This window comes from Thiocapsa marina 5811, from assembly GCF_000223985.1.
Lineage (GTDB): Bacteria > Pseudomonadota > Gammaproteobacteria > Chromatiales > Chromatiaceae > Thiocapsa > Thiocapsa marina.
In genome coordinates this window covers 226,557-251,189 of sequence record NZ_AFWV01000002.1, presented here as the reverse complement: position 1 = coordinate 251,189, position 24,633 = coordinate 226,557, and the positions used below count along the sequence as shown (strand labels likewise).

The 24,633-nt window shown below is 60.2% G+C and carries 23 protein-coding genes; 14 read left to right on the top strand and 9 right to left on the bottom strand.

Features of this window, described 5'->3' with window-relative positions; translation table 11 throughout:
• The first annotated feature begins 42 nt into the window (after positions 1-42).
• Positions 43-366, top strand: a complete 324-nt coding sequence (locus THIMADRAFT_RS03505) for a P-II family nitrogen regulator (protein ID WP_007191585.1) — start codon at positions 43-45, stop codon at positions 364-366.
• An 80-nt stretch (positions 367-446) separates the two neighbouring features.
• Here THIMADRAFT_RS03505 and THIMADRAFT_RS03500 read toward each other — a convergent pair whose 3' ends face one another.
• From THIMADRAFT_RS03500 to THIMADRAFT_RS03465, 8 genes are all read right to left on the bottom strand, one after another.
• Positions 447-1,478, bottom strand: a complete 1,032-nt coding sequence (locus THIMADRAFT_RS03500) for an FAD:protein FMN transferase (protein ID WP_007191584.1) — start codon at positions 1,476-1,478, stop codon at positions 447-449.
• 114 nt (positions 1,479-1,592) lie between these two features.
• Complete coding sequence (secF, locus tag THIMADRAFT_RS03495; protein WP_007191583.1) at positions 1,593-2,543, bottom strand: protein translocase subunit SecF; 951 nt, start codon at positions 2,541-2,543, stop codon at positions 1,593-1,595.
• A gap of 252 nt (positions 2,544-2,795) precedes the next feature.
• A complete protein-coding gene (secD, locus tag THIMADRAFT_RS03490; protein ID WP_007191582.1) occupies positions 2,796-4,652 on the bottom strand; it encodes a protein translocase subunit SecD in 1,857 nt (618 codons plus the stop codon).
• 147 nt (positions 4,653-4,799) lie between these two features.
• Positions 4,800-5,132 (bottom strand): preprotein translocase subunit YajC, encoded by a 333-nt coding sequence (gene yajC / locus THIMADRAFT_RS03485; RefSeq protein WP_040729699.1) that lies wholly within the window; start codon positions 5,130-5,132, stop codon positions 4,800-4,802.
• A 224-nt stretch (positions 5,133-5,356) separates the two neighbouring features.
• Positions 5,357-6,466 carry a tRNA guanosine(34) transglycosylase Tgt gene (gene tgt, locus THIMADRAFT_RS03480; RefSeq protein ID WP_007191580.1) on the bottom strand — a complete coding sequence of 370 codons (1,110 nt, stop codon included), beginning with the start codon at positions 6,464-6,466 and terminating at the stop codon, positions 5,357-5,359.
• Positions 6,467-6,472: 6 nt separating this feature from the next.
• Positions 6,473-7,186, bottom strand: coding sequence for an HAD family hydrolase (locus THIMADRAFT_RS03475; RefSeq protein WP_007191579.1), 714 nt, complete (start codon positions 7,184-7,186; stop codon positions 6,473-6,475).
• A 41-nt stretch (positions 7,187-7,227) separates the two neighbouring features.
• Positions 7,228-7,764 carry a peptide-methionine (S)-S-oxide reductase MsrA gene (msrA, locus tag THIMADRAFT_RS03470; protein WP_007191578.1) on the bottom strand — a complete coding sequence of 179 codons (537 nt, stop codon included), beginning with the start codon at positions 7,762-7,764 and terminating at the stop codon, positions 7,228-7,230.
• Positions 7,765-8,133: 369 nt separating this feature from the next.
• Positions 8,134-8,412, bottom strand: coding sequence for a DUF2934 domain-containing protein (locus THIMADRAFT_RS03465; RefSeq protein ID WP_040729502.1), 279 nt, complete (start codon positions 8,410-8,412; stop codon positions 8,134-8,136).
• Between the two features lie 209 nt (positions 8,413-8,621).
• Between THIMADRAFT_RS03465 and THIMADRAFT_RS03460 the strand changes: the two genes are divergently transcribed.
• From THIMADRAFT_RS03460 to THIMADRAFT_RS28490, 13 genes are all read left to right on the top strand, one after another.
• Positions 8,622-9,173 carry a DUF2760 domain-containing protein gene (locus THIMADRAFT_RS03460; RefSeq protein ID WP_007191576.1) on the top strand — a complete coding sequence of 184 codons (552 nt, stop codon included), beginning with the start codon at positions 8,622-8,624 and terminating at the stop codon, positions 9,171-9,173.
• The gene (locus tag THIMADRAFT_RS03455; RefSeq protein WP_007191575.1) at positions 9,170-11,014 is read left to right on the top strand and encodes an Hsp70 family protein; all 1,845 of its coding nucleotides are present in this window, start codon (positions 9,170-9,172) and stop codon (positions 11,012-11,014) included. Before THIMADRAFT_RS03460 ends, THIMADRAFT_RS03455 begins: the two co-directional genes overlap by 4 nt.
• A gap of 124 nt (positions 11,015-11,138) precedes the next feature.
• Positions 11,139-12,506 (top strand): DegT/DnrJ/EryC1/StrS family aminotransferase, encoded by a 1,368-nt coding sequence (locus THIMADRAFT_RS03450; RefSeq protein ID WP_007191574.1) that lies wholly within the window; start codon positions 11,139-11,141, stop codon positions 12,504-12,506.
• A 387-nt stretch (positions 12,507-12,893) separates the two neighbouring features.
• Positions 12,894-13,886: a sulfotransferase family protein gene (locus THIMADRAFT_RS03445; RefSeq protein WP_007191573.1), complete on the top strand. Its 993-nt coding sequence runs from the start codon at positions 12,894-12,896 to the stop codon at positions 13,884-13,886.
• The gene (locus THIMADRAFT_RS03440; protein WP_007191572.1) at positions 13,883-14,665 is read left to right on the top strand and encodes an ABC transporter permease; all 783 of its coding nucleotides are present in this window, start codon (positions 13,883-13,885) and stop codon (positions 14,663-14,665) included. Before THIMADRAFT_RS03445 ends, THIMADRAFT_RS03440 begins: the two co-directional genes overlap by 4 nt.
• Positions 14,662-15,423: an ABC transporter ATP-binding protein gene (locus THIMADRAFT_RS03435; RefSeq protein ID WP_007191571.1), complete on the top strand. Its 762-nt coding sequence runs from the start codon at positions 14,662-14,664 to the stop codon at positions 15,421-15,423. The genes THIMADRAFT_RS03440 and THIMADRAFT_RS03435 overlap by 4 nt, the downstream gene beginning before the upstream one ends.
• Positions 15,410-17,710, top strand: coding sequence for a glycosyltransferase (locus THIMADRAFT_RS03430; protein WP_007191570.1), 2,301 nt, complete (start codon positions 15,410-15,412; stop codon positions 17,708-17,710). Before THIMADRAFT_RS03435 ends, THIMADRAFT_RS03430 begins: the two co-directional genes overlap by 14 nt.
• Positions 17,707-19,254: a hypothetical protein gene (locus THIMADRAFT_RS03425; RefSeq protein WP_007191569.1), complete on the top strand. Its 1,548-nt coding sequence runs from the start codon at positions 17,707-17,709 to the stop codon at positions 19,252-19,254. Before THIMADRAFT_RS03430 ends, THIMADRAFT_RS03425 begins: the two co-directional genes overlap by 4 nt.
• 294 nt (positions 19,255-19,548) lie before the next feature.
• A complete protein-coding gene (locus tag THIMADRAFT_RS03420; protein ID WP_007191568.1) occupies positions 19,549-20,547 on the top strand; it encodes an NAD-dependent 4,6-dehydratase LegB in 999 nt (332 codons plus the stop codon).
• Between the two features lie 11 nt (positions 20,548-20,558).
• Complete coding sequence (locus THIMADRAFT_RS03415; protein ID WP_007191567.1) at positions 20,559-21,278, top strand: sugar phosphate nucleotidyltransferase; 720 nt, start codon at positions 20,559-20,561, stop codon at positions 21,276-21,278.
• Positions 21,275-22,141, top strand: coding sequence for an NAD-dependent epimerase/dehydratase family protein (locus THIMADRAFT_RS03410; RefSeq protein WP_007191566.1), 867 nt, complete (start codon positions 21,275-21,277; stop codon positions 22,139-22,141). The genes THIMADRAFT_RS03415 and THIMADRAFT_RS03410 overlap by 4 nt, the downstream gene beginning before the upstream one ends.
• Entirely contained in the window at positions 22,138-23,082 is a 945-nt protein-coding gene (locus THIMADRAFT_RS03405) for a glycosyltransferase family 2 protein (RefSeq protein ID WP_007191565.1), read from the top strand. The genes THIMADRAFT_RS03410 and THIMADRAFT_RS03405 overlap by 4 nt, the downstream gene beginning before the upstream one ends.
• Positions 23,083-23,635: 553 nt before the next feature.
• The gene (locus THIMADRAFT_RS28490; RefSeq protein WP_050799466.1) at positions 23,636-24,025 is read left to right on the top strand and encodes a GtrA family protein; all 390 of its coding nucleotides are present in this window, start codon (positions 23,636-23,638) and stop codon (positions 24,023-24,025) included.
• Between the two features lie 216 nt (positions 24,026-24,241).
• On the opposite strand, the gene THIMADRAFT_RS26985 is transcribed toward THIMADRAFT_RS28490, so the two are convergent.
• Positions 24,242-24,382 carry a hypothetical protein gene (locus THIMADRAFT_RS26985; protein WP_007191563.1) on the bottom strand — a complete coding sequence of 47 codons (141 nt, stop codon included), beginning with the start codon at positions 24,380-24,382 and terminating at the stop codon, positions 24,242-24,244.
• Positions 24,383-24,633 lie beyond the last annotated feature (251 nt).

Sequence of the window (24,633 nt, the reverse complement as noted above, 5' to 3'; positions counted from 1 at the left end):
CCCGTCCGCCGGTCATATCGCAAGCCGCAGGAGCCCTCGCAGATGCACCGCCTTGTCCCCGAAAAGCTCGTTACCGTCATCACCACCGATGTGCTGGAGCAACGCCTTGTCGCCCTCGTGCGGCGCCGCGGCGCAAGTGGCTACACCCTGCTGCGCGCGCGCGGCGCCGGCTCCGACGGCTTGCAGTCGGGCAACCTGGAGATCGACACGAACCTGCTTCTGAAGGTCATTCTGCCGCCGGATCGCATGTCCGGCCTGCTCGATGACCTGAACGCACTGATCGGCCAGGGCTACCACCTGACCGTGTTCGTATCCGATGTCGCGGTGCTCAACCATGAGAAATTCGAGCGGCCGATGACGACCTGAGCAAACCCGGTGAGCCGGCGGCAGAGGGGATGGGTTGCTGCGTGACCGAGGGATCCTTGCGGCTCCGATGTGCCGGATGGTCACTCGTCCTGCGTCGATCGTGCGAGATACGCCTCGAAGGCCGGGCTTGCGACACCGTGCAGCGCATCACCGTCGCGGACGATGAAATAGGCGGCAATCCCCTGCGAGACGGCGAGTGCCGGCGCGCGCTGCTCGCCGAGTACCATGAAGGCGGTCGCAAGCCCGTCGACGAGGATCGCACGGTCTCCAACGACGGTCGCCGAACCCAAATTACGCTCGATCGGGGCACCCGTCGCGGGGTCGATCTCGTGCGAATAGCGTTTGCCGTCCTTCTCGAAGAAATTGCGATAATCACCCGAGGTCGAGATGGCACGATCGGATACCGGGACAATCCGATGCACGCTGCGTCGATCCGGCAGCGGCTCCTCGATCGCGATCGCCCAGGGTTGGCCCTTGGGGTTGAGCCCCTTCGCGCGGATGGTGCCGGCTACCGCAACCATGTAATCGGCCACGCCTCGCGCATCGAGATCCGCCGCAACCCGGTCCGCGCCATAGCCTTCACCCAGCGCGGAGAGATCGATGTAGACATCGCCCCGGGCCTTGCGGATGGCCGGCGGGGACGCGCGCAGCTCGATCTTGTGCCAGCCGACGCGTTCGCGCGCGGCCTGAATCTGCTCGGGGGTCGGCAGCACGGCCGGTCGCGCCTCGGGCCCGAAACCCCATAGGTTGACCAGGGGACCGACCGTGATATCGAAGGCACCGTCGCTCAGGGCAGCGATGTGCTGGCCTTGCGCGATCACGGCATATAGCTCGGGCGAGATGGGGATCCAATCCGTGCCGGGATTCGCGTTGAGGCGGGACAGCTCGGAGGTCGGCTCGTAGGTCGAGATCTCGGCGATCACCCGGTCGAGAACCGACTCCACATCGAGCTTGAGCGCCTCCGCGGTCATCCCCGACGGAGGGCGGGCGACCTTGACCGAATAGTAGGTCCCCATCGTAGGACCTTCGATCTCGATCGAAGGGGCGCCACGCTCGCCGCAGCCGGCCAAAAGCAACGCGCACAAGGCGACCAGGACGGGAAAGAGACCCATATGAGCTCACCTCGCGAAAGAAGAACTGCTCATGACGACGGTCGCGACCCGCCCGGCATGCGGGGCGACAACCGGTATCGCGAGTTGCGCTTGCCGCGCCACGTCGCCGCGTGGCTAGGGCAGGCTGCTGCCGGCCTCGGCACCCTCCTTGGGAACCGGAAGGAGATCGGCGCGACTCACGCCGAGTAGGATCACCGCGGCTGTGGCCACGAAGATGGTTGAATAGGTACCGACGACGACGCCGATGATGAGCGCCAGCGAGAAACCATTGAGCGCCTCGCCGCCGAAGATATAGAGCGCGATGAGCACGAGCAGGGTGGTCCCCGAGGTCACCACGGTCCGCGACAAGGTTTGGTTGATCGAGACGTTTGTGATGTCGATGACCGTTCCCTTGCGCATCCGGCGGAAATTCTCGCGGATGCGGTCGAAGATGACGATGGTGTCGTTCAGTGAGTAGCCAATGACCGCGAGCACGGCGGCCAGGACGGTCAGATCGAAGGGGATCTGAAAGAGTGCAAACATCCCGACAGTGAAGATGACGTCGTGCACAATGGCAACGACCGCACCCACCGCGAAGCGCCACTCGAAGCGCAAGGCGACATAGACCAGGATACCGATCAGCGCGAAGAGGACCGCGAGTCCGCCCTGCTCGCGAAGCTCCTCGCCGACCTGAGGCCCGACGAACTCGACGCGACGCAGCTCGACCTGCCCCCCGACCGCCTCGCTCAATGCCTGAAACACACTGTCGCTCAGCTCAGCACTCGCCTCCTCGCCTGCCTCCGGGGCCAGACGAATCAAGACGTCGCTGCGCGTGCCGAAGTGCTGGACGGTTGCACCCGTGAAGCCCTTCGCCTCGAGTGCCGTTCGGACATCGCTGAGCTCGGCCGGATTTTGGTATCCCACCTCGAGGACGGTGCCACCGGTGAAGTCCAATCCGAGATTGAAGCCACGGATCACCATGGCCAATATACACAGCAGCAGCACGACCCCGGATAAGATCACCGCGGGGCGGCGAATACCCATGAAATCGATATTCAGCTCATTGATGACACTCAGGTCTCTCATCGAATCGCCCTTGGTTTAGGGCGCTCTGGACATCGAGCGCCCTGAATTGAGATCGTCATTGGTTCAATCGCGTTCGGCGCGGCCTGCACCGATTCAGCGTGAAATCCGCTAGAAATTCATCTCCGAGCTTCGGAGAGAAACACGATTGAAGTCTTTATCCCGTTTTCACTTGAACCGCGCGACGTCGAGACCTCGGGCGGCCTCGACGGCGCACCAGGCACCGGGGTATCGAGCGCCACCCGAGAGCGCGGTTCAAATCGCCAACTTCTTCACGCGCCGGCCGCCGTAGATCAGATTGATAACTGCGCGAGACCCGAAGATTGCCGTGAACATCGAGGTCAGAATCCCGATGAAGAGCGTGACGGCAAACCCCTTGATCGGTCCGGTGCCGAAGCTAAAGAGCACGACGGCCGCAATGAGTGTCGTGACGTTCGCATCGACGATGGTCGATAGCGCCTTGTCGAATCCGGCGTGGATGCTCGCCTGGGGCGTGCTGCCGTTGCGGATCTCCTCGCGTATTCGCTCGTAAATCAGAACGTTTGCATCGACCGCCATGCCAACGGTCAGCACGATGCCGGCGATCCCGGGCAAGGTCAGCGTGGCCTGGAGCATCGAGAGGATCGCGACGATCATCACGAGATTCACCACCAGGACGACGTTCGCGACCAGCCCGAAGACGCGGTAGTAGAGCGCCATGAAGACCAATACCAGCCCGAGACCGATCATGACCGACAGAAAGCCCTGGTCGATGTTGTCCTGTCCGAGGCTGGGACCGATGGTGCGTTCCTCGACGATCTGGATCGGGGCCGCCAAGGCGCCCGAGCGCAACAACAGCGCCAGATTGTGCGCCTCGTTGCTGCTGTCCAATCCGGTGGTCTGGAAACGGCGCCCGAAGGGCTCGCGAATGGTCGCGACGCTGATGACCTCCTCGACCTTGCGGGTTCGCTTGACCGCCTCCCCGTCGACAACCTCGGTGGTGGTCACGTTCTCGATAAAGACCACGGCCATCGGCTTGCCGACGTTCTCGGTCGTGACATCCCGCATGCGCCGGGCGCCCTGCCCGTCCAGGTTCACGAAGACCGCGGGACTCCCGCTCTGGCTGTCGAAGCCGGCGGAGGCATCGGTGATCTGATCGCCGGTCACGATGACCCGACGATTGAGCAGGATCGGCGTGCCGTCGCGCTCGCGATAGAGCCGGCTGCCGACCGGAACACGGCCATCGAGGGCATCGGCGACGCTGTGCTCGGTATCGACGAGGCGATATTCGAGCGTCGCGGTCGCGCCCAGCAGCTCTTTCAGGCGCCCGGGGTCCTGCGCGCCCGGCAATTGGACCACGATGCGGCGATCGCCCTGCCGGGCAATGCTGGGCTCCGCGACACCGAGCGCATTCACGCGGTTGCGCAGGGTCGTGATGTTCTGCTGCAGCGCGAAGGAGCGGACCTCCTCTTGCTGGGCCGGGGGCAGGCTCGCAGCGATGACGAAATCGCCGCCTTCGTCGAGGGGTTGGATGTCGAGATCCCGGAACTCGTTGTTCAGCGCCCGCTGAGCATCGTCGCGCATCGCCGCATCGTTGAACTTGATCAGGATGCGCGAACCCTCGCGTGCAACGGTGAGGTAGCGGATCTTGCGGTCACGCAGCTCGGTGCGGATGTCGCCGACATAGCGCTCGAGCGCCTGGTCCAGAGCCGCCTCCATGTCCACGTCGATCACGACATGGATGCCGCCGCGCAGATCCAGACCCATCGACATGGGGTTGAGGCCGAGAAACCGCACCCAGCCGGGCAGGTCTGCCGACAAGGTCAGCGCGGTGCGGTAACGCTCCGAGAGGGCCCGCTCGATCGCATCCTGCCCCGCCAGCTGAGCGCCCGAGGAGGCGAAACGCACCAGCAGCTTGCCGCCCTCGCGCGTCTCGATGTCCTTCACGGGGACATCGGCGGTTTCGAGCGCGGCACGCACCTCGGCAAGACTGGCCTCGGTCACCTCGGAGCCACGCGCCGCGGTGATCTCGATCGACGGGTCCTGAGAGAATAGGTTCGGAACCGCAAGGAGCAAGGCGCCGAGGATGACGCCCAGGATCAGGAGATTCTTCCACAAGGGATATTGGTTCATTGCAATTCCAGTCGCAACAGCGGGCGCGATCGGGGATGGACCGGACATCGGCCGGCGCCAAGGAGGGCGCCCGCGCCCTGAGCCGGAGGACTCCGGCCAAGACGCCGCGGCGCCCGAGGCGCCGCGGCCGAGGTGCGGGCGAAGGATTTACAGGTCTTTCAGCGTCCCTTTCGGCATCACGGACTCGACCGCACTGCGCCGGACCTTCACCGCGACGCCGTCGGCGATGTCCAGAAGCGCGAAATTGTCTCCGATTTCGGCGATGCGGCCGGCAATCCCGCCGATGGTGACGACCTCGTCACCCTTGGCCAAGGACTCCACCATCTTGCGGTGCTCCTTCTGGCGCTTGGACTGCGGGCGGATCAGGAGAAAGTAGAAGACGACAGCAAACAACACCAACGGGAGAAGTGCCAGAAAGGGGTCACCCGCACCGGCGGCGGCCTCGCCTTGGGCGACGGCATCGGAGATCAGGAAGCTCATCATTCAGTGCCTATGGTCTGGGGATCGCTCGGTTGCGATCCGGCGGTTTAGGACGAGGACGGGGCCGAAAAGGCCGCACAACCTCCGGAAAACTCGGCGCCGAATTATGGCATAGCGCGGAGGAAGTTGCAGCGTCGCGCAAGACGCGTCGATCGCGACGGGCCTGGTTTCGAGATCGGCCCGACGTCGCGGCGAACCTTGGCCTCGGAAGGACGCGTCTTGGATCATGCCGGATCGGGTGTTGCGCGCAACGCCTCGAACTCGCGGACGAAGTCGGCATAGCGGCCTGCGGCGATGGCCTCGCGCAGACCGCGCATCAGGGTCTGGTAGTAGTGGAGATTGTGGATCGTCTGCAGACGCGCGCCGAGGATCTCCTTGCACTTGTCCAGATGGTGCAGGTAGGCGCGGCTGTAATGGCGACAGCAGTAGCAGTCGCACAGGGGATCCACCGGACCCTCGTCGGTGCGATTGGCAGCGTTGCGGATCCTGACCTTGCCTTGGTGCGTAAAGAGGTCGCCGTTGCGTGCGTTGCGGGTGGGCATGACACAGTCGAACATGTCGATACCGCGACCGACGGCGGCGACGATGTCCTCCGGCGTGCCCACACCCATCAGATAGCGCGGGCGATCCTTCGGCAGCTTGTCGGCCAGAAAATCGAGGATGCGCAACCGTTCCGCCTCCGTTTCGCCGACCGACAAGCCACCCACGGCATAGCCGTCGAAGCCGATGGTCATGAGCCCGTCCAAGGATTCGGCTCGCGGTTCCTCGTGCATGCCGCCCTGGACGATGCCGAAAAGGGCCGAGGGGTTGTCGCCGTGGGCCACGCGCGAGCGCGCCGCCCAGCGCAGCGAGAGCGCCATCGAGGCCCGCGCCTGCGCCTCGTCCGCCGGATAGGGCGTGCACTCATCGAAGATCATGACAATGTCGGAGCCGAGCTCGCGCTGGACCTGCATCGAGATCTCGGGACTCAGGAAGACCGGACTGCCGTCGACCGGCGAGCGGAAATGCACACCCTCTTCCGTGATCTTGCGCAGTTCGCCCAGGCTGAACACTTGGAAACCGCCCGAATCGGTCAGGATGGGCCGCTCCCAGTGCATGAAGGCGTGCAGGTCGCCGCAGCGGCGGATGATCTCGGTGCCGGGGCGCAGCATCAGATGGAAGGTGTTGCCCAGCACGATCTCGGCCCCGAGATCGGTCAACTCCTCCGGGGTCATCGCCTTGACGGTCCCGTAGGTGCCGACCGGCATAAAGGCGGGGGTCTCGACCATCCCGCGCGCGAAGGTCAAACGGCCGCGCCGAGCCAATCCATCGTTGGCCAGGAGATCGAAATCCATGCGTGCTTACCTCGGGTCGCGCTGCGGCTCGGCGTCGAGCCATTCCAGGAGTTGATGAAGCGTGCTTACCGTCAGGGTCGGCGGCGCCAGCTCGTCGGGCCAGGTCCGCCCGTAGCGATTGACCCAGACCGCGGTCATCCCGACCGCCCGAGCCCCTTCGACATCCATCCAGGGATCGTCCCCGAGGTGCAGGCACTCGCCGGGTGCACAGCCTGCATGCTGGAGTGCGAGAACGAAGAGCGCCGGATGGGGCTTCGCAGCACCGGCATCGGCGGCCGTGATGCTGCGCTCGAACAGCCCGCGCAGGGGTGTCGCCTCGGGGTTGGCGGTGCCGTTGGTGAGCGAGACCAAGCGGTAACGCTCCGACAGTGTTCGGAGCGCCGAGGAGACGTCATCGAAGGGCTCGACGCGATTGCGATGCTCGTCGAACAGCGCCATCGCCTCCTCGGCGAGCCCGACCGCGTAGTCGAACGACTCCAACAGCATGGCCAGCGAGCGGCGACGGATCTGGCCCAGGTCATGCGCGATCTCGGGCATGGCGTCCATCAGCTCGCGACGGTGACGGCGCATGCTCGCCAGATCGTGGGCCTCGGCCAGACGCGGGGCATGCCGATGCAGCCAAGCGTGAAAGGCCTCCTCGGCGGCCTGAATCACGGGCACGCAGGGCCAGACGGTATCGTCCAGGTCGAGTGTGATGAGTCGAATGGGGCGAGCGGGCATCGCTCTATCCTGCGCCGACCGCGCCGATTCGTCGACCGGGATCACTCGGCCAGAAGTGCCGCATGATGCGCCCTGAGCTTGGCGAGCTTGGGCGAGATGACGACCCGGCAGTAGCCCTGGCTCGGGTTACGGCGGTAGTAATCCTGATGATATGCCTCGGCCGGGTAGAAGGTCGGGGCAGGCTGAACCTGCGTGACGATGGGTTCGGGCCACACGCCCTCGGCGTTCAGCCGCGCGATCACCCGTTCGGCGATCTCGCGCTGCGCATCGGATTGATAAAAGATCACCGAGCGGTACTGGCTGCCGACATCGGCGCCTTGCCGGTTCAGGGTCGTCGGGTCGTGGATCGTGAAGAAGACCTCGAGGAGTGTTTCAAAGTCGATCCGCGTCGTGTCGAAACCGATCTCGACCACCTCGGCATGGCCGGTCGTGCCCGTGCAGACCTGATGGTACGTCGGCTGAGCACCGGCGCCTCCGGCATATCCGGAGACGACGGACTGCACGCCTTCGAGCCCCTGGAAGGCCGCCTCCAGACACCAAAAACACCCACCGCCGAGTGTCGCTGTTTCAATCGCCATCTCTCTTCGCTCCAGCTGTGCTTCGTCACCGCGCCGTAGCGCTCCGAGGCCTTGTGAAATCATCACCCGTTTCGGCCCCTCCCGGACCGGACAATTGGGGGCGAGACCAATCCCGCAATAGCCTTGCGCGCAAATCGGGATTTCGGATCGGCTTGGCGACCCTTCAAGAATGGCTTGACAAGAGAAACGGTAAATAAGAAACTGGTGATGTACTGAAGCTTCGCGCTTCGGTGCACTCCTCCATCCTCCTTTGGTGGTAACTTCCGAGCGCGACGCCCGTCGCGCTTTTTTTTTGGCCGTCGCTCGGTCAAACGGGGATTCGACGTCGCCGGACCAGCCGGCTCATTCCTGCTCCGCCCCTGGTGCAGGTCAGCCGGACAACCCGCCGCTCAGCTTGAGGGCGTTGCGAATCCCTTCCACCACATCGTCGGGATGCCCTCCGCGATGCGCCGAAGCGCCATCGGTGCGGTCGGCGCGTCTGTCGGCGATGATGGCGTTGATGGCTTGCTCGGCACACAGCCAATCGGCTTCCGCTCCACCGGGTGCAAAGCCGCGACATTCGGCGAGATAGTAGGCGGCGATCTCGATCATCTTGCGTCGCTCGTCGCTGCTGGGCGTAAGGAACGCCGAACGGTTCGTCGGATTCATCTGACTGGGGACCCCTGGTCTCGCCCGATCCGGGCGGTTCGTGATGCCCCGATTATGCCATCGCGCCGCTGTCGGAGAGGTATACAAGCGGTTTCGTTGAAATCCGCGGTCGAGTGACGGCGAGCGGCGCGGTACCATGCGCACCTCGGGACGGCGCGCGATTGCCCGCCGCCCGAACTGATCAAATCGGCCGTAATGAGGATGCTTCCATGGGCTCAGCAACGCCTTCCTTCTTCCGGAGGGCCTTCATCGCCTTCACCAGTTTCAAACGTATCCTGAAGGATCCGCGCTTCGCACGCAGCGTCGAGGCACTTGCCGAGGGCGGCACCGACCACGCCTTGGCACGCCCCGCAGCGCCCGCCGCGCGGCCTCCGGCAAGCGCGGCGCCTGATTCGGCCTTGCTCCTGCTCGGTTTGCTTCAAAAAGAAGGGCGCCTGGTGGACTTCCTGAAAGAAGACATCAAAGGCGCCTCCGATCAGGAGATCGGCGCGGCCGCGCGGATCGTTCATCAGGGCTGTCGGGATGTGCTGAACGCGCATCTGAAGATCGCTCCGGTGCGCGAGGAACCAGAGGGGAGCCGCGTCACCCTGGCGCCCGGTTTCGACGCCTCCGCCAACCGACCGACCGGCAACGTCCTCGGAGAACCGCCGTTCCAGGGAACGCTCGTGCATCGCGGCTGGCGTGTCGTGGAGATGGATCTTCCCAAGACCACCGGCGGACATGACCTGCGCATCCTTGCCGCCGCGGAGGTGGAGCTGTGAGCCACTATCGCTACGCCGTCGGCATCGATCTGGGGACGACCCATTGCGCACTCTCGTTCGTGGATTCTGACAAGAGCGAGGGCGAGAACATCGTCCAGGGTCTCGTCTCCATCCCGCAGCTGATCGGGCCCGGCTCCGTCGAGGCACGCCCCCTGCTGCCGTCCTGTCTCTATCTGCCGCATCCGGACGAGCTCAAGGCCGCGGATCTGGGCCTGCCCTGGCAGACCGATGTCACTCGCATTTGCGGCGAGATGGCCCGCAACCAAGGCACCACAACGCCGATTCGTCTGGTCTCGAGCGCCAAGAGCTGGCTCTGTCATCCGGACGTCGACCGCAAGTCCGCGATCCTGCCGGCCGGCGCACCGGACGAGATCCCGAGGATCTCGCCTTTCGATGCCACCGTGCATTACCTCGCCCATCTGCGCGATGCCTGGAACGGGCAGTTTCCCTACGACCCGCTAAGCCGTCAGGAGGTCACGGTCACAGTACCCGCCTCCTTCGACCCGGCCGCACGCGAGCTGACCGCCGAGGCGGCCCGTGCGATCGGCATCGAGCACCTGGTTCTGCTCGAGGAACCTCAGGCGGCGCTCTACTCGTGGGTGAACGACACCAAGGGCGATTGGCGGCATGAGGTGCAGGTCGGCGACATCATCCTGGTGGTCGACGTCGGCGGGGGGACCACGGACCTCTCGCTGATCGCGGTCACGGAGGAGGACGGGGCACTTGAGCTGACGCGCGTTGCCGTCGGCGAGCACATCCTGCTCGGCGGCGACAACATGGACCTGACCCTCGCCCACCTGTTGAAACAGAAGCTGGCGAAGACCGGCGTGGAGCTGGATCGCTGGCAGCTGCAGGCCCTGACGCACGGCTGCCGCATCGCCAAGGAATCACTGCTCGCAGATCCCGACCTGGAAAGCATTCCGGTCGTGGTCCCGAGCCGCGGCTCCCGTCTGATCGGCGGCAGCATCCGTACCGAGCTGACCCGCGACGAGGTTCGATCGACACTCATCGAGGGTTTCTTCCCGGCAGTCAGCGCCGACAGCCGCCCCGCCAGCCGCGCGCGCGGCGCGATCACCAAGGTCGGCCTGCCTTATGCGCAGGATCCGGCCGTGACCCGCCATCTGGCTGCCTTCCTCGGCCGACAAACCGGAGCGACCGAGGATCTGCAGGGCTTCGTCGCCCAAACGCCCGGCGCGAGCTTCCTGCATCCGACCGCCGTCCTCTTCAACGGCGGCGTCTTCAAGGCGCCGATCCTCCGGGAGCGCGTACTCGAGGTGCTCAACCAATGGCTGGCCGCCGAGGACGCGCCCCATGCGCGGCTCTTGGACGCACGCGATCTGGACCTGGCCGTGGCCCGCGGGGCCGCCTTCTATGCCCATGTCCGACGCCACGGCGGGGTGCGCATCCGCGGCGGCACCTCGCACTCCTACTATGTCGGGGTTGAAAGCGCCATGCCGGCCATCCCCGGCATGGAGCCCGAGATCCAGGCGCTCTGCTTGGTCCCCTTCGGTCTGGAAGAAGGCTCCGACCCGGTCGCCCCGCCGCAGGAGTTCGGTCTCGTGGTCGGCGAGCCGGTGCGCTTTCGCTTCTTCGGCTCGAGCGTCCGGCGCGAGGACGAGGTCGGCGAGCTGCTCGAGGAGTGGCGCGACGAGGAGCTCGAGGAGCTTGCCGAGATCCAGACCGTGCTGCCCGCGAAGGCTCACAAGACTGGCGAGGTCGTCGCGGTTCGGCTTCAGGCCACGGTGACGGAGGTCGGCACCCTGGAGCTGACGGCGATCCCGGTCGACACGCCGGACGAGCATTGGAACGTCGCCTTCAACACGCGCGGCAACGGGGGATAACCCGACCGGCTATTTTGCGGAGATGCGTGGCGCGCCGCGCCGGCAAAAGGACGTCACGCATGCGGCATGTTTCATGCCGGCCTTAGAGCTGCGGCTGGCCCGGCGGCGTGACGGAGACGGATAGATGGCCTACGCCTGTGGTGTCCTTGACATGCCGCGCATCAATTACGGTCGCACCCGGTCCCTCGCCCCGACTTGCACCGAAGCCGCGCTTCCCCTTATCGTTCCCCATCCTGTATCACTTGGCTCCGGTTGGGTGCCTGAACAACATATTTTCAGCAACGGTACTCCGCTGCCCCAACACCATGGCGCCATTAAGACATCGACCAGATTTGATTATAGCTCCAGCCATCGCGCTAATCGCCAGAAGGGGCGTGTGCATAAGCATTTCCAACCTAAGCAACAGCCAATGATTCCAGTTTATAAACCGTTCCTTACCGGCCGTGAAAAAGAATACGTTAATCGCTGCCTCGATTCGACATGGATTTCTTCCAAAGGTGATTACATAGAGCGATTCGAATCTGGTTTTATCGATTACGTGGGGATTGCGGCAGCCACCACGGTTTGCAACGGTACAGTAGCTCTCCACCTCGCGCTCGAAGCCCTGGGTATTGGTCAGGGCGACGAAGTTATTGTGCCCTCGCTGACGTACATCGCCTCGGTGAACACCATCTTGCAAACGCAGGCTAAGCCGGTTTTTGCCGATTCGCGAGCTGATAGCTGGCAGGTTGATCCGGATGATATCCGGCGCAAGATCACGCCGCGTACGCGTGCCGTGATGGTTGTTCACCTGTATGGGCTGCCATGCGACATGGAGTCTATCGTCGAACTTTGCCGTGAACACGGCCTCTTGCTGATCGAGGACTGCGCTGAAGCCTTCGGTACGCTCTACAGGGATCAACATGTCGGCACCTTCGGCGACGTCGCAACATTCTCCTTCTACGGCAACAAGACGATTACCACCGGTGAAGGCGGGATGGTGGTTTCCACGGACCCCCGAGTCATCGAGAAAGCAATCCATCTGAAAACTCAGGGAGTATCGCGATCACGCGAGTATTGGCACGACACCCTCGCTTACAACTACCGGATGACGAATATCTGTGCAGCGATCGGCGTCGCCCAACTTGAAGCTGCAGAAACGATCCTTGCTCGTAAACGCGAGATCGCCGCTTGCTACAGAGAACGTCTCCGCGGACTTCCGCTCAGCTTTCACGACACACTCCCCGGCACGCGGCACTCCTTTTGGATGTGTTCGATTGCGCTAAACGATCCGCTGGCTCGCGATCCGCTGCGCGCGCACCTTAGGAATGCCGGGATCGATACCCGTCCGGTTTTTCATCCGGCTCATACCATGCCTCATCATGCGACGGGTGAGTCGCTGCCCGTCGCGGAGTCCATTTCGGCCCGCGGCATTAATCTCCCAAGTTATCCGGACTTGTCCGAATCGGAGGTGGAAACCATTTGCGCGACGATCAGTCGAGCGTTGTCGTAGAGTTGCGCTTAGAAGGAATCGTCAATCGTTTTCGCTCGATGGTACCCAACGTCGTTCCTGGGCCGATCACCTATTCGAAAGTATTGCCATTTACATAAGGCTGGTAAGCGCGGACGACGGGTGCCTGCCTGGGATGAGACCCTGCCTGAATGTTGCGACACGGACCAGATCTCCGGGGTTTAATGCGGGGCATGAAGCTGTTGCCTCGATCGCCCTGCTTTTCGATAGGCCTCAATCCATCGCATCAACTATCCCCGTAAGCCACAGCGAACGCGACACACGAGCCGAGCAACATTCATGGAAATCCGGGTGCTGCAGACTTACGCGTAATGCGATTCCTTCGGCACTGCGACCACCTTCCTACCTGTGCAACAGGAGAAACGTTTTTTGAGACAACCGCTCGCATTTGTGCATATCCCAAAATGCTCCGGAACGGCGTTCGAGGCTTACCTGCAGTGCAGCTTCGATCAGTTAGGCGCGAGGGTGCGATGTTTAACGGGCGAGGCGCCAGAAGGAGGAACGGAGACTTTCGAGCAGTACGTCGAGGCGAATCGTCATAGTCCGTTCGTATTTGGGCACGTGCCTCTCGGATTGTTCCGTAAGTACTATCCCGACGCCCGCGTGGTGACCTTTCTGCGCGACCCCGTCGCCCGCACGATTTCCAATTATAGGTCGTGGCACGACCCACGTAACTTCAACGGCTCGGATCCTCACAGTCGGGTTGCGAGCCATGAGCTGCAGGTCGCTATGGCGTTTGCACAGGGCGCCAGCCTGGATGAGTTCGTTAGTACCAAAAACGCCTATGTCCGTGCGGCCGCCCTCGGGGATGTGCAGACCAAGATGTTGTCGACCTTCGACGGCAGCGACATGACGGGCCACCTGGAAAGTGCCAAACGAAATATCGAGGCGATGCCCTTCTTCGGGCTCACCGAGCGGTTTTCCGCCTCAATTGACCTGTTTCGCGGGATTTTTTTGGATGCACCGGAGTATGCTGTCGCACCCCAGGCGGAGAACCGCTCATCGGTCGCAATCGAGCAGCCTTCCGAAGACCTCATCGCCAGGATCCGCACACAAGTGCCCTGCGACACCGAACTTTACCGGTTTGCTTGTGGGTTGTTCGAAACCCGGTTGCAGGGCCAGGACCTGCCGCGCGCCTCGCTCTCGGACACCGTCAAGGCCCGTCGCGGCGCGGATACGGCCGAACTCTTGGGCGGCTGCAAACACATTGAGCGCGAAAACGCGCATCTGAAGGCTCGCCTCGAAGAACTGTCGGCGAGCTATGAACAACTTAGCGCACTCTACCGCGATATTACGAGCTCGCGCGGATGGAGATTACTGGAATCCTTACATTGGCTGAGCGGACGGATACGGGGACGATGAGCGCCTACCTCGCGCAGGTTTGGGCCGCGCGGTATTTTTGGATGCATCTGTCGCTTTCCGATTTACGTTCGCGGTGGCGCCGATCGTATTTCGGCGTGCTGTGGACGATAATCCAGCCGCTCGGCCTCACCTTATTACTTTCCCTTGTCCTAAGTCGGTTGTTTGGTGCCGACATCGTGCGTTTCTCGGTACACATTCTATCCGGTGTCGTCGTTTGGGAGTTCGTCGGCGCCTGCTGCGCGGGGGGTTCCCTGAGCTTCGTCCAGGCGGACGCCTATATCAAACAATTCCGCCAGCCGCTGGCGATATACTCGCTGCGTACCGTGTTGACTGCGACGCTGGTCTTATGTACAGCCAGTCTCGCAATGCTTGGCTGGACCCTCGTCGTATTGCCGCAGAATTTTGGCTGGAGTTGGCTCGCGATCGCAACGCTGTACCCGGCGGCACTGCTCATTGGTTGGCCGCTAGCCACTCTGTTGGCGTATTCCGGGGCACGCTTTCGTGACCTTCCGCATGCCATGGGGTTGGTCCTGCAAGCCTGCTGGTTCGTCTCTCCTGTCTATTTTGAGGTGCGCATGTTTCGTGAGGGGGGGCTGGATTTTCTCGTGGATTACAATCCGATCTATCACCTGCTGCAGATCGTGCGCGCACCGTTGCTGGATGGCCTATGGCCAACCGCCACGAACTATTTGTTCTGCTTCGGTACTGCTGCGCTGTTTGGCATCTTTGCGATCTTCGTCGGAAGACGAGTCGAGCGCAGCGTGATCTTCTATCTATGAACGCACCCCGCATTCGGCTCCTCAACGTCGATCTCCATTACGCCTGCAGCGCTTTCAAGCAGCGCTCGCTACTTGCATGGATTGGGGAACGCTTCCGCCTCGGCGATAATAGAACACAGGTGGCAGATATTCATGCACTCCGCAACGTCTCTGTAGACATCGGACAGGGTGAGCGCGTGGGGCTCCTCGGCCGCAACGGGGCGGGCAAAAGCACCTTCCTAAAAGCGGTCGCTGGACTGTATCCGATATCCGGAGGCAACATTGAGGTTCATGGCGAGTTGCGAGCGCTGTTCAACCTCGGGCTCGGTTTCGAACCGGATGCGACCGGTCGCGAGAACATCCTTTACCGCGGATTACTGCTTGGTGCAACGCCTACTGCAATGCGGGCCAAGGAGGACGAGATCGTCGCCTTCGCGGCGCTCGGCGAATACATCGATTACCCGATAAAGACCTATTCGGCGGGAATGCAGGTACGGCTCGCTTTTGCCATCTCGACCACCGTCGGCGGGGACATCCTGCTATTGGACGAGGTGATCGGTGCAGGCGATGCTACATTTATGGTAAGGGCAAAGCAGCGCATTTTTTCTCTGATCGAACAATCCGAGATTCTTGTGCTAGCGTCTCACGACGTCGGCTCCCTCTCCGCGATGTGCGCGCGCGGCATCGTTCTGGATGGTGGTCGGCTGCTATACGATGGACCAATCTCAAGCGCAATAGAAGAATTCAAACGGGTGAGCGAGCTCAGTGGAAACCGATAAAAAAATTCGCGTGATGTGGTTATTGAACCATTCGGCGGCGCGTCGCTTTGAGATCGCCATGCTGAATCGCGTCGGTATCTCGGAGATTTTTCTTCCCAAGCGCTTTCCAAATGATATTAGTTTCCGTAGCGCGTCCGTCGACGACTCGTTGGACGCGTCATTGACCATTCCCGCTGACGAGCTCGCCATACTCAACGCGGCGGACTGGTACGGCAGACCCGGGAGGGACGCGTGGGCAATCGCAAACCGATATTTCGACGTCCTGTTCTTCATCGTACACAAACCCGAAATTCTTGAGGAGATCAGTCGCCACTTCCAAGGGGTGGCCCTGTTGAGGGCATACGGTCAATTTTCATCGATGAATTACACGCGCATCTTGCACTGGTATTCCCGAGGGCGAGCGACAGTCGAGACGATGGGGGGGCGTTTTTATTTTGCAGTCGCCTACGAACACCTGCCCAAAGCTGAGGACAGTTTTTTGCGGAGCCGTGCGTTGTTTCTCCCACTCGGGATGTCAGACCCTGAACCGCGTGCAGATGAATGGCGCGGCTCGGAGCCAACCGTTATGTTCGTGTGCCCGGACCTGGCATTCAATGAATACTATAGGCGGATCTATGATGACTTCGTTGCCGATTTCGGTGATCTGCCCTACAAGATCGCTGGCGCCCAGCCGCTTCACTTCCAGGATCCAAAGGTGCTGGGTTACTTGCCCGCTGATGCTTATGCACGAAGTATGCGCGAACTCCGCGTGATGTATTACCAATCACGTGAGCCCAATCATGTGCACTATCATCCCTTCGAGGCGGTTCGCCTCGGAATGCCGCTAGTGTTTATGAGCGGCGGAATGCTTGATCGCCTGGGAGGCCTTGGTCTTCCGGGGCGCTGCGAGACGACGACCGAAGCGCGTGCAAAGCTTCAGGCGATACTCTCGGGTGATGCCGTTCTGATTGAGGAGATACGAAAGAGCCAGTTGCGATTGATCGAGCTGATGCATCCGGATCGTTGCGAACCCTTCTGGCGCCAAGGGTTCGTGCGTATCGCGGCGGATATCGAAGCCGGGCGGGCAGAAGACGCAAGACGCCCATTATCATATTCAGGCCCACGGCGCATTGCGGTGATACTGCCGCTAGCCTACCGCGGTGGGACGCTGCGGGCCGCCAAGCTCGTGGCGGAAGCACTCTTGGAGGGTAGTCGCGCCGCGGGCGAGTTGGCAGACATCGTGCTGGCCTATCCGGACGACCCGCATTACGACGACGATGTGCTCGGCGATTTGCCCCGGCCGATCGCACGTCGCCGCTTCCGGTGGCGCGTCCTTGATGCCGACTCTGCTCGGCGTGCTATGCGTTTTCAGGGCCACGCCTGGGATCCCGGATCCGAGCAATATCTCGTTCCGGACGACGGGATACGCCAGTTCGCCGACTGCGACCTTTGGTTGTTCATCAGTGACCGGGTCTCGAAACCACTCTTGCCGATCCGCCCGTACATCACGGTCGTTTTCGATTACCTGCAGCGTTACTTCGATGTGATCGATCCTTCCGTAAACATTGCATTCCTGCGTTTTGTACGCGAGGCCCAAAGAGTGCTCGTGACCACCCATTCTACCGAATCGGATGCCAAGCAGTATGCTGGGATTACTGCCGAAAAGCTGTACCGGGTCCCAATGCTGATGCCGCGGTTAGGCAAAATACCGAATTTTGCCCAAAATAAAGAACGCGAGCCCTATTTTATCTGGACGACCAACGCCTCCCCGCACAAGAATCACCTCAATGCGATCATTGCGCTGCGGATGTATTACGATGAGCTTGGTGGAAGCTTGCGGTGCAAAGTGACTGGACTATTGTCGAGCGATTGGCTGCACGAGCCCCAAAACGACTACCAGAAGCGCGCCGCCACTATAGCCGAGCGCAATTCGTGTCTTCGCGAGAATATCGACTGGTCAGGGGAGATCTCTGAAAAGGCCTATGGGGAAGCGCTCGCTGGCGCGGTCTTCCTGTGGCATCCCGCACGGCAGGACAACGGCACTTTTAGCGTCTTAGAGGCCGCTCAGCTGGGTGTTCCTTCGCTGTCGAGTGACTATCCGGCGATGCGGGAGATCGACGCCCAGTTCTCGTTAGGGCTTAATTGGATGGACGCATCGGACACCGCTGACATGGCGCGCCAGCTGAAACGAATGGAAACCCACACTGACGAAGCGGTAGCTGGGCTACCGAGTGCGGAGCAGCTCCTGGAGCAAAATTCGCCCCGGCTGGCCGGGCAATACTGGGCAGCAGTTCGGGAATGCTTATGATGCAGAACGAGAACACCATATCATCGTCCGGCGAACTGGAAAGTAGGCCCGACGATTCTCCTGCAAATGGCGCCTCTGTAAAGTGGTCACTGATCTCGCTTGAAGGGCTCACCTTAATCGCTATTGTTTCCCTTATCCTTTGGTCCGTTTACCCTTTGACCGAAGAATGGGGTATGTTTAGTGCGTTCGATGCGTACGGAATCCGCTATTTTGGAACATGGATTACGTCATTTCCCGCACGGCCGCTGCATCCGACCGGATACTACCTGCAATGGCTTCTTGGAAATGGAGAAGTCGTCGGAGTTGCGATGGCAACTGCATGTTTGGCGGTAGCACGCTATTTCGTTGCGCGCTGGGCAGTGTCTCCCTTGTGCGGCGGTTACTCCCGCTGGGTGATCTCCACGATAGCCGGGGCACTTCCCCTCTGGCCGGGGGCTTGGTATGGACGTTTTGCGGCCGCCCAAGTGACCGCCGTACTATTTCTCGCCATACTAGGGTTTGCGATTCGGCAGCTCCGCAGTCGGTCTGTGTTTTTGGCATTCAGCTCCGCCGTGACCGTGTGTGTTTTGCTCTGCATCTACCAGGCACTCGCTTTAGTCTTGATCTTTTTGCCGATCGCTTCGTTTTTTTGGATTCCATCAAACTCTCTTGAGAAGCGCTCTGCAAATTTCAAGCTTTTGCATGCGCAACGCATCGGCCTGCCGATCTTTGCTGGTTTTGCGCTTTATAGTGCGTATGTGTTGATCGCCTATCTCCTGGCGGGGCACCTCGGGTCTGAAGGTATGGCGTTGTCCCTTGCGCCTGATCTGCTTTCAGTGCAGGGCATCACCGCTGCCATTGAAGCTTGCCTCAAAACCGCTTGGCGATACAATATTTTTACATTTCCCGTGCTTCTTTTGTTTGCGTTTCTATTATTTTCAGGCAGTATCTTGAATCATAGAGAGATAGCTCCGTCGCTGATCGCCCTATCGATAACAGCCGTCGCAATTTTCTTGCTGCCTTTGTCTGCAGTAGTTTTCCTCGGCTCGAAATTAAACGATATTGATCGCGTTCTCTTTCCCGTGTCTATAGGTTATTTGCTCGTCGTTCTCACGTTAATGAGTTCCTTGCGATCTCGCCGCCCGGCAGATCTTGACCGTTTCCATGCCTCTGCCGTCGTCTCTGCGATCGTTATTATTAGCTCGCTGTTTGCTGTTGAGGCCCATCGATACAAAGAGATCGAGCAATCCGTTTTGCGGCAAGCTCTCGCAGTAGTGGAGCTATCAAACAAGCACAATGTGCTAATAAAGGACCACACTGGCTTCCTTGGCGATGTATATACGTTCCTGAACCCCATACTGGAAGGGGCTATGCAACACTCTGGAGAGAACGTCTCAGCTACAATCTGCACACCTGCGAATGTCGATCGCCTGCACTCTGTTGCACGCCGCTTTCCGGTTCCAACAACCGAACGCTGTCAGGATATCGGCGGTCCAGGTGGGGAAACGCTAATATTGTCTGCTCGACTCGACAAAAACGGGGAGATTATTCTGGTGGACAAGTGAGTGGCTGTTGACAATTTCAGGGGCTGCTAGACCGCGGTGGTTGTCAGCGCGTGCGTGCGACGGCCGCCCGAACTCCGGTGTGACGGAACTCGGATGTTGGGCGTGCGGTCAAGTTCCTGTTCGAGATACGTGCTAAACACGACTTGTCTTACGGATTGGTCTTTCACGATCGTTTTTGAGCAGAGGAGGCGAATCCGCCCGGAAAGCGGCTTGCGTTTTTTGGTGGGGCTGTGACATCAAGATCGTGTTACTAGCGCGTCACCAAGGCAGGCCCTATCTAAACGAGAGGAGCTTATGGAACTGCGGAACAAAAAGGTACTTGTCACTGGCGCCGACGGCTTCATCGGGAGTCATTTGACGCAGGCGCTTCTCGCGCACGGATGTTCGGTTCGGGCGTTCGTCTACTACAATTCGTTTAGTAGCTGGGGTTGGCTGGATGCGCTTGATAAGTCCCAGCTGGATACGATGGAGGTCTTCGCGGGAGATATTCGGGATCCCAATGGCGTTCGCGAAGCGATGAAAGATTGTGACGTCGTGTTTCACCTGGCGGCGCTGATCGGGATTCCATTTTCCTATCATTCGCCGGACTCCTACGTCGATACGAACATCAAGGGGACGTTGAACGTGTTGCAGGCTGCCAGGCAGCTCGGAGTCCAGCGTTTGGTCGTGACCTCGACGTCCGAGGTCTACGGCACTGCACGGTACGTGCCGATCGACGAGAATCATCCGTTGCAAGGACAGTCGCCGTACAGTGCAACCAAGATTGGCGCGGACCGACTGGCGGAATCCTTCTATCGTTCCTTCGATACGCCGGTAGTTGTCGCTCGACCGTTCAATACCTATGGCCCACGCCAGTCGGCCCGAGCGTTGATTCCCACTATCATTACACAGCTGCTTTCCGGGGACTCAGACTTGAAACTGGGCAGCACGAAGCCGACGCGCGACTTCAACTACGTCACGGACATCACAACAGGATTCCTCGCGCTGGCGGAGTGTGACGCTGCAGTCGGGGAGGAGGTCAATATTGCGACGGGGACGGAATACTCGGTTGCTGATGTCGTCGAAATTGTTTGCAAGGCCTTGGGGGTCGTGGTCAGCATTGATACTGAGGTCAGGAGACTGCGTCCGAAAAACTCTGAAGTCTCACGGCTTCTTGGCGACCCGTCCAAAATGAGAGAGCTCACTGGCTGGCAGCCCGAGTACTCCTTTGAGCGCGGACTCGCCGAGACCGTTGACTGGTTTCGTAACGCCGAGAACCGTGCCAGGTATAAGGCATGGCACTACAACATATAGACCACTAACGCATGCGCGCCATTATTCTCGCTGGAGGCAAGGGGACTCGATTGCGGCCCTTTACCACGCTGATCCCCAAACCGCTTGTGCCTTTGGGCGGGCGATGCTCCATCCTGGAGATCGTCCTGATTCAGCTTGCAAAATCCGGTTTTACCCATGTCACGCTGGCGGTAAATCACTTCTCCCACCTAATCATGGCCTACTTCGGCGATGGGTCGCGCTGGGGACTGAAATTGGACTACTCTCTTGAACAGGAACCGCTGAGCACAATCGGACCTCTGACCCTCATCCCCGACCTTCCGGACGATTTTCTCGTCATGAACGGGGACATTTTGTGCGATCTCGACTACGCCGCTTTCATCGACGCCCATTTGAAACGAGGGGCAGACGTGACCGTATCGGCATATCGACGCGATGTTCGCATCGACTTCGGCGTGCTTGAATTCGACAACCGGCAGTGCCTTAAGGGATTCCGCGAGAAGCCAGTTTATGAGTTCGATGTCAGCATGGGGATCTACTGCATCAGCAAACGCGTCATCGAGCGGTTAGAGCGCGGGGCGCCCTATGGTTTCGACAACCTGATGCTCGACGGCATTCGTCGTCGCGACGACATATGGATAAGGCCGTTTTACGGCTATTGGCTGGACATCGGACGGCCGGATGACTACGAGTACGCCGACGAGCATTTCGCTGAGTTGTCGGGTCGTCTTGGCATTGGGCTTACTCCATGACTGTGTTGGTGACGGGTGCTGCAAGCCCGTTGGGGCGTTTGTTCGTCCCGTGGCTGAGGACACGTCGCGGTGAAGACGTTGTCGCCACGGCTCGGCGCACAGGGACCAATCCGGAGCTAAACATTTGCGACGTCTGTGTTCGCGAGCAACTCGCTTCGACGCTAGATGCCGTTAGGCCGAGCCTGATCTTTCATCTCGCTGCGCGTTACAGTGGGAATCTGGACTCCGACCTCTCAGTCAATGCCTGGTCGGCCCGTACCTTGCTTGAGCTGCTTGGGGAGCAAGAGTTTTCCGCGCGTCTCGTGCTCTTGGGCTCCGCGGCGGAGTACGGTCTGGTCAACCCCGCTGAAAATCCCGTGCCCGAGTCCAGGCGCCTCGCGCCGATGTCTATTTACGGGCTGACGAAGGCGTTTCAGACTCAAGTCGGGAGCTACTTTGCCAGTGTGCACGGTCGGGACGTGGTTGTGGCACGTCTCTTTAACCTTTACGCACCAGGCCTGCCGGATCGACTGTTCGTCGGTCGGGTGCAGCGCATGATCGACGCGATCAAGCAAGGTACACGGGACCGCTTTATGGTCGGCAACTTGGAGTCCGTACGTGACTACGTGTCGGCCGAGCAGGCGTTCGAGCAGCTCAGTGCGATCGCCGATCGCGGCCTGGCCGGAGAAATCTATCATGTCGCCAGTGGCGTGCCGACCTCGATGAGGGATCTGCTGGACCGGATGCTGCGAGAGGCGGGCTTGGACTGGGGGGCGGTCGAGTCATCGGCATCACACGCGCCGCGCGCCGGATGCGATGTGCCGGTCATCTATGCCGACGTCCGCAAGACTATTGCGCTGCAGCCCGAAGACACCACAAGATGAAAAGAAAAGCGCTCACGCTCGTGACGCCTGTCTACAACGAGCAGGAAGTCATCGAGCGATTTTACCTGAGAACCCGTGAAGTCTTGCGAGCCTTGGAAGGACGCTACCGCACACGGATGCTGTTTGTCGTAGACCGTTGCACGGACGATACGTTGGCCATACTGCGGCGAGTAGCCACGGACGACCCCGACGCACAGGTACTGGCTTTGTCTGCTCGATTCGGGCATCAGATGTCGCTACTGGCAGGGATCGACGCAGCGCGGGACGCAGATGTGATCATCATGATGGACAGCGACCTCCAGCATCCTCCAAGCCTGATCCCGGCGCTCTTGGAACGGTACGAACTCGGCGATGAAATCGTGCACACCATCCGAAAGGACACAGAAGGCGGTCACCTGATACGACGTGTGTTAGGAAATCTGTTCTATCACACGCTAAGCATCGTTTCGCGAACGAATATTACAGCGAACGCGGCGGATTTTCGTTTAATCTCGGGCCGGGTCGCCAAGATCTTGCGCCATCAGATACGAGAGCGCAATCTGTTCCTGCGTGGCATTTTCGCGTGGATAGGGTTCCAGCAGGGCTCCGTCAATTACGTGGCAGCCAAACGGGAAGGGGGAAGAACAAAATATTCGTTCGGCCGGATGCTCAACTTAGCTGCGGCCGGCATTCTTTCATTTAGCACCAAGCCACTGCAGTTAAGCATAATCGTCGGCATCTCGCTTGCCGTCTTCGGCTTCCTTATTGGTATCTATGCGGTCTGGGAGTATTTCGTAAGCTCAGATTTGCCCAGTGGCTGGACAACGCTGGTCACTCTGCTGGTCTTCTTCAGCGGGATTCAGCTGATCTTTATGGGTATCATAGGGATCTACATCGGCGGAATCTATGAGGAAGTCAAGGGGCGCCCGCACTATATCGTCGAACAAAGGATCAATATTTAGCATTAATAAGGCCAACTGTGATCGGTGCGTAAATCTGCGAACCGTCCAGACGACAGAAGAAGGACGCTGGTGTCTTCTCGGAAGAGAAAGCCTGATTTCGCTTGACCGACGACATGTGTTTCGTCCCGCTCGAAACAGTCGCAAAAAATCCGGCACCCGTTCAACCGTTGGTTACTTGCGGATATGATGAATATACCGCTCTCGGTTGATCGGCGGACTTGGTCCATCTGTCAAAGTAGCGATCCTATGGTCTACTGAAATTTCGCCGTGGCCCCGCTAGGATGTTCAATTCGCCTGCTCTAGCCCATGTTCCGCTCACGCAGCTCTCGCCCGACCCCAGAAAAGCGGTATTTCATAGAAATATCATTATTTTGAAGAACGCAGGCCGGCATTTTTCCGGCACGGGAGCGCGGGACCGAAAAGTGCGTGAAAACCGTCAGATTGAACTCCTCGGGCCCCCGCTCCGGATCTTGCGACCTGAAGCTTCCGCTTTGGTTGGGACGGGGGTTCCACTGAGTCGACTGTTGTTTAGCTGTCGTTACTGGGTGCTCATGTGCAATCCATAAAAGAGGTGAGCCGGTTTATCTTGGTCGGCGTTTTCAATACAGTCGCAGGCTATTTCATAATTTTTTCGAGCATGTACTTTCTTCGCCTAACAGCGGAGTGGGCGAACGTGATCGGCTACGTTGTGACTGTTGGCGGCTCGTATCTTCTGCACCGAAGGTATACCTTTCGGAGTCAAAACCCAAAGCGCCGAGAATTCGTAGTTTTTATTCTTATTTTCCTTTTTGCATACGCCATTAATCTAGTTTCACTTTCAGTGCTAGTACACGAAACAGACACCAATCCGTACGTGGCGCAGGTGCTGGCGGGCGCGGTCTATGTCAGCGTGTCCTATAGTCTCAACAAGCTCATGGTTTTTCGGCCTCGAGGCAACGGCTGACTCTTGATTGTCTACAACGGTCACGCGCATTTTTTCCGCTCCGGAGCACGCCCGTCGGTCGCCGGTGCGGCATTGCCGCTCCGCGCCGCAGTCTCTTCTGCGGCGCGTCGCGGCGCATTTCCCCAAAGCACTATGATTACAAGACGAGACACGTTCGACGCGCATAACGATTCCCCGTTCGCCAGCAAACGGCCTCCTCTACTGCTTCAGCGAGCCCTACACCTCCGCGTCGATCGCCAGCTGCGGAATGTCCCGCGCACCGCAGCGGATCACCTCCGCAGCCAGCCCAAACGGGGCGAGGACCGGTTCCTCCCGCCGACTTGCACCGATCCCCCGCTTGGCCGTATCGTCACCCATCCTGGACCTCCTCGTTGCGGTTGCGTGTCTCCACAAGCACATTTTAGGCAACGTTGCGCCACCGCCCAAACCTGATAGCGCCCTTAAGTCATCGACCAGATTTGTTGATACTCACTCGATCGGATACAAGCCATGATGCTGACTCAACAGGATCTTCGGATCATCGAATTAAGGGTATTTGCAACGCCGTCCGAAGGAGGCGTTGGCACAGATGTCGTCAACGTTTCTGGATCACACCCGGCACAGGTTGC

Coding starts and splice junctions, on each gene's coding strand:
- THIMADRAFT_RS03505 (WP_007191585.1), top strand. CDS start 43: ATGCACCGCCTTGTCCCCGAAAAGCTCGTTACCGTCATCACCACCGAT.
- THIMADRAFT_RS03500 (WP_007191584.1), bottom strand. CDS start 1,478: ATGGGTCTCTTTCCCGTCCTGGTCGCCTTGTGCGCGTTGCTTTTGGCC.
- secF (WP_007191583.1), bottom strand. CDS start 2,543: ATGAGAGACCTGAGTGTCATCAATGAGCTGAATATCGATTTCATGGGT.
- secD (WP_007191582.1), bottom strand. CDS start 4,652: ATGAACCAATATCCCTTGTGGAAGAATCTCCTGATCCTGGGCGTCATC.
- yajC (WP_040729699.1), bottom strand. CDS start 5,132: ATGAGCTTCCTGATCTCCGATGCCGTCGCCCAAGGCGAGGCCGCCGCC.
- tgt (WP_007191580.1), bottom strand. CDS start 6,466: ATGGATTTCGATCTCCTGGCCAACGATGGATTGGCTCGGCGCGGCCGT.
- THIMADRAFT_RS03475 (WP_007191579.1), bottom strand. CDS start 7,186: ATGCCCGCTCGCCCCATTCGACTCATCACACTCGACCTGGACGATACC.
- msrA (WP_007191578.1), bottom strand. CDS start 7,764: ATGGCGATTGAAACAGCGACACTCGGCGGTGGGTGTTTTTGGTGTCTG.
- THIMADRAFT_RS03465 (WP_040729502.1), bottom strand. CDS start 8,412: ATGAATCCGACGAACCGTTCGGCGTTCCTTACGCCCAGCAGCGACGAG.
- THIMADRAFT_RS03460 (WP_007191576.1), top strand. CDS start 8,622: ATGGGCTCAGCAACGCCTTCCTTCTTCCGGAGGGCCTTCATCGCCTTC.
- THIMADRAFT_RS03450 (WP_007191574.1), top strand. CDS start 11,139: ATGGCCTACGCCTGTGGTGTCCTTGACATGCCGCGCATCAATTACGGT.
- THIMADRAFT_RS03440 (WP_007191572.1), top strand. CDS start 13,883: ATGAGCGCCTACCTCGCGCAGGTTTGGGCCGCGCGGTATTTTTGGATG.
- THIMADRAFT_RS03435 (WP_007191571.1), top strand. CDS start 14,662: ATGAACGCACCCCGCATTCGGCTCCTCAACGTCGATCTCCATTACGCC.
- THIMADRAFT_RS03425 (WP_007191569.1), top strand. CDS start 17,707: ATGATGCAGAACGAGAACACCATATCATCGTCCGGCGAACTGGAAAGT.
- THIMADRAFT_RS03420 (WP_007191568.1), top strand. CDS start 19,549: ATGGAACTGCGGAACAAAAAGGTACTTGTCACTGGCGCCGACGGCTTC.
- THIMADRAFT_RS03415 (WP_007191567.1), top strand. CDS start 20,559: ATGCGCGCCATTATTCTCGCTGGAGGCAAGGGGACTCGATTGCGGCCC.
- THIMADRAFT_RS03410 (WP_007191566.1), top strand. CDS start 21,275: ATGACTGTGTTGGTGACGGGTGCTGCAAGCCCGTTGGGGCGTTTGTTC.
- THIMADRAFT_RS03405 (WP_007191565.1), top strand. CDS start 22,138: ATGAAAAGAAAAGCGCTCACGCTCGTGACGCCTGTCTACAACGAGCAG.
- THIMADRAFT_RS26985 (WP_007191563.1), bottom strand. CDS start 24,382: ATGGGTGACGATACGGCCAAGCGGGGGATCGGTGCAAGTCGGCGGGAG.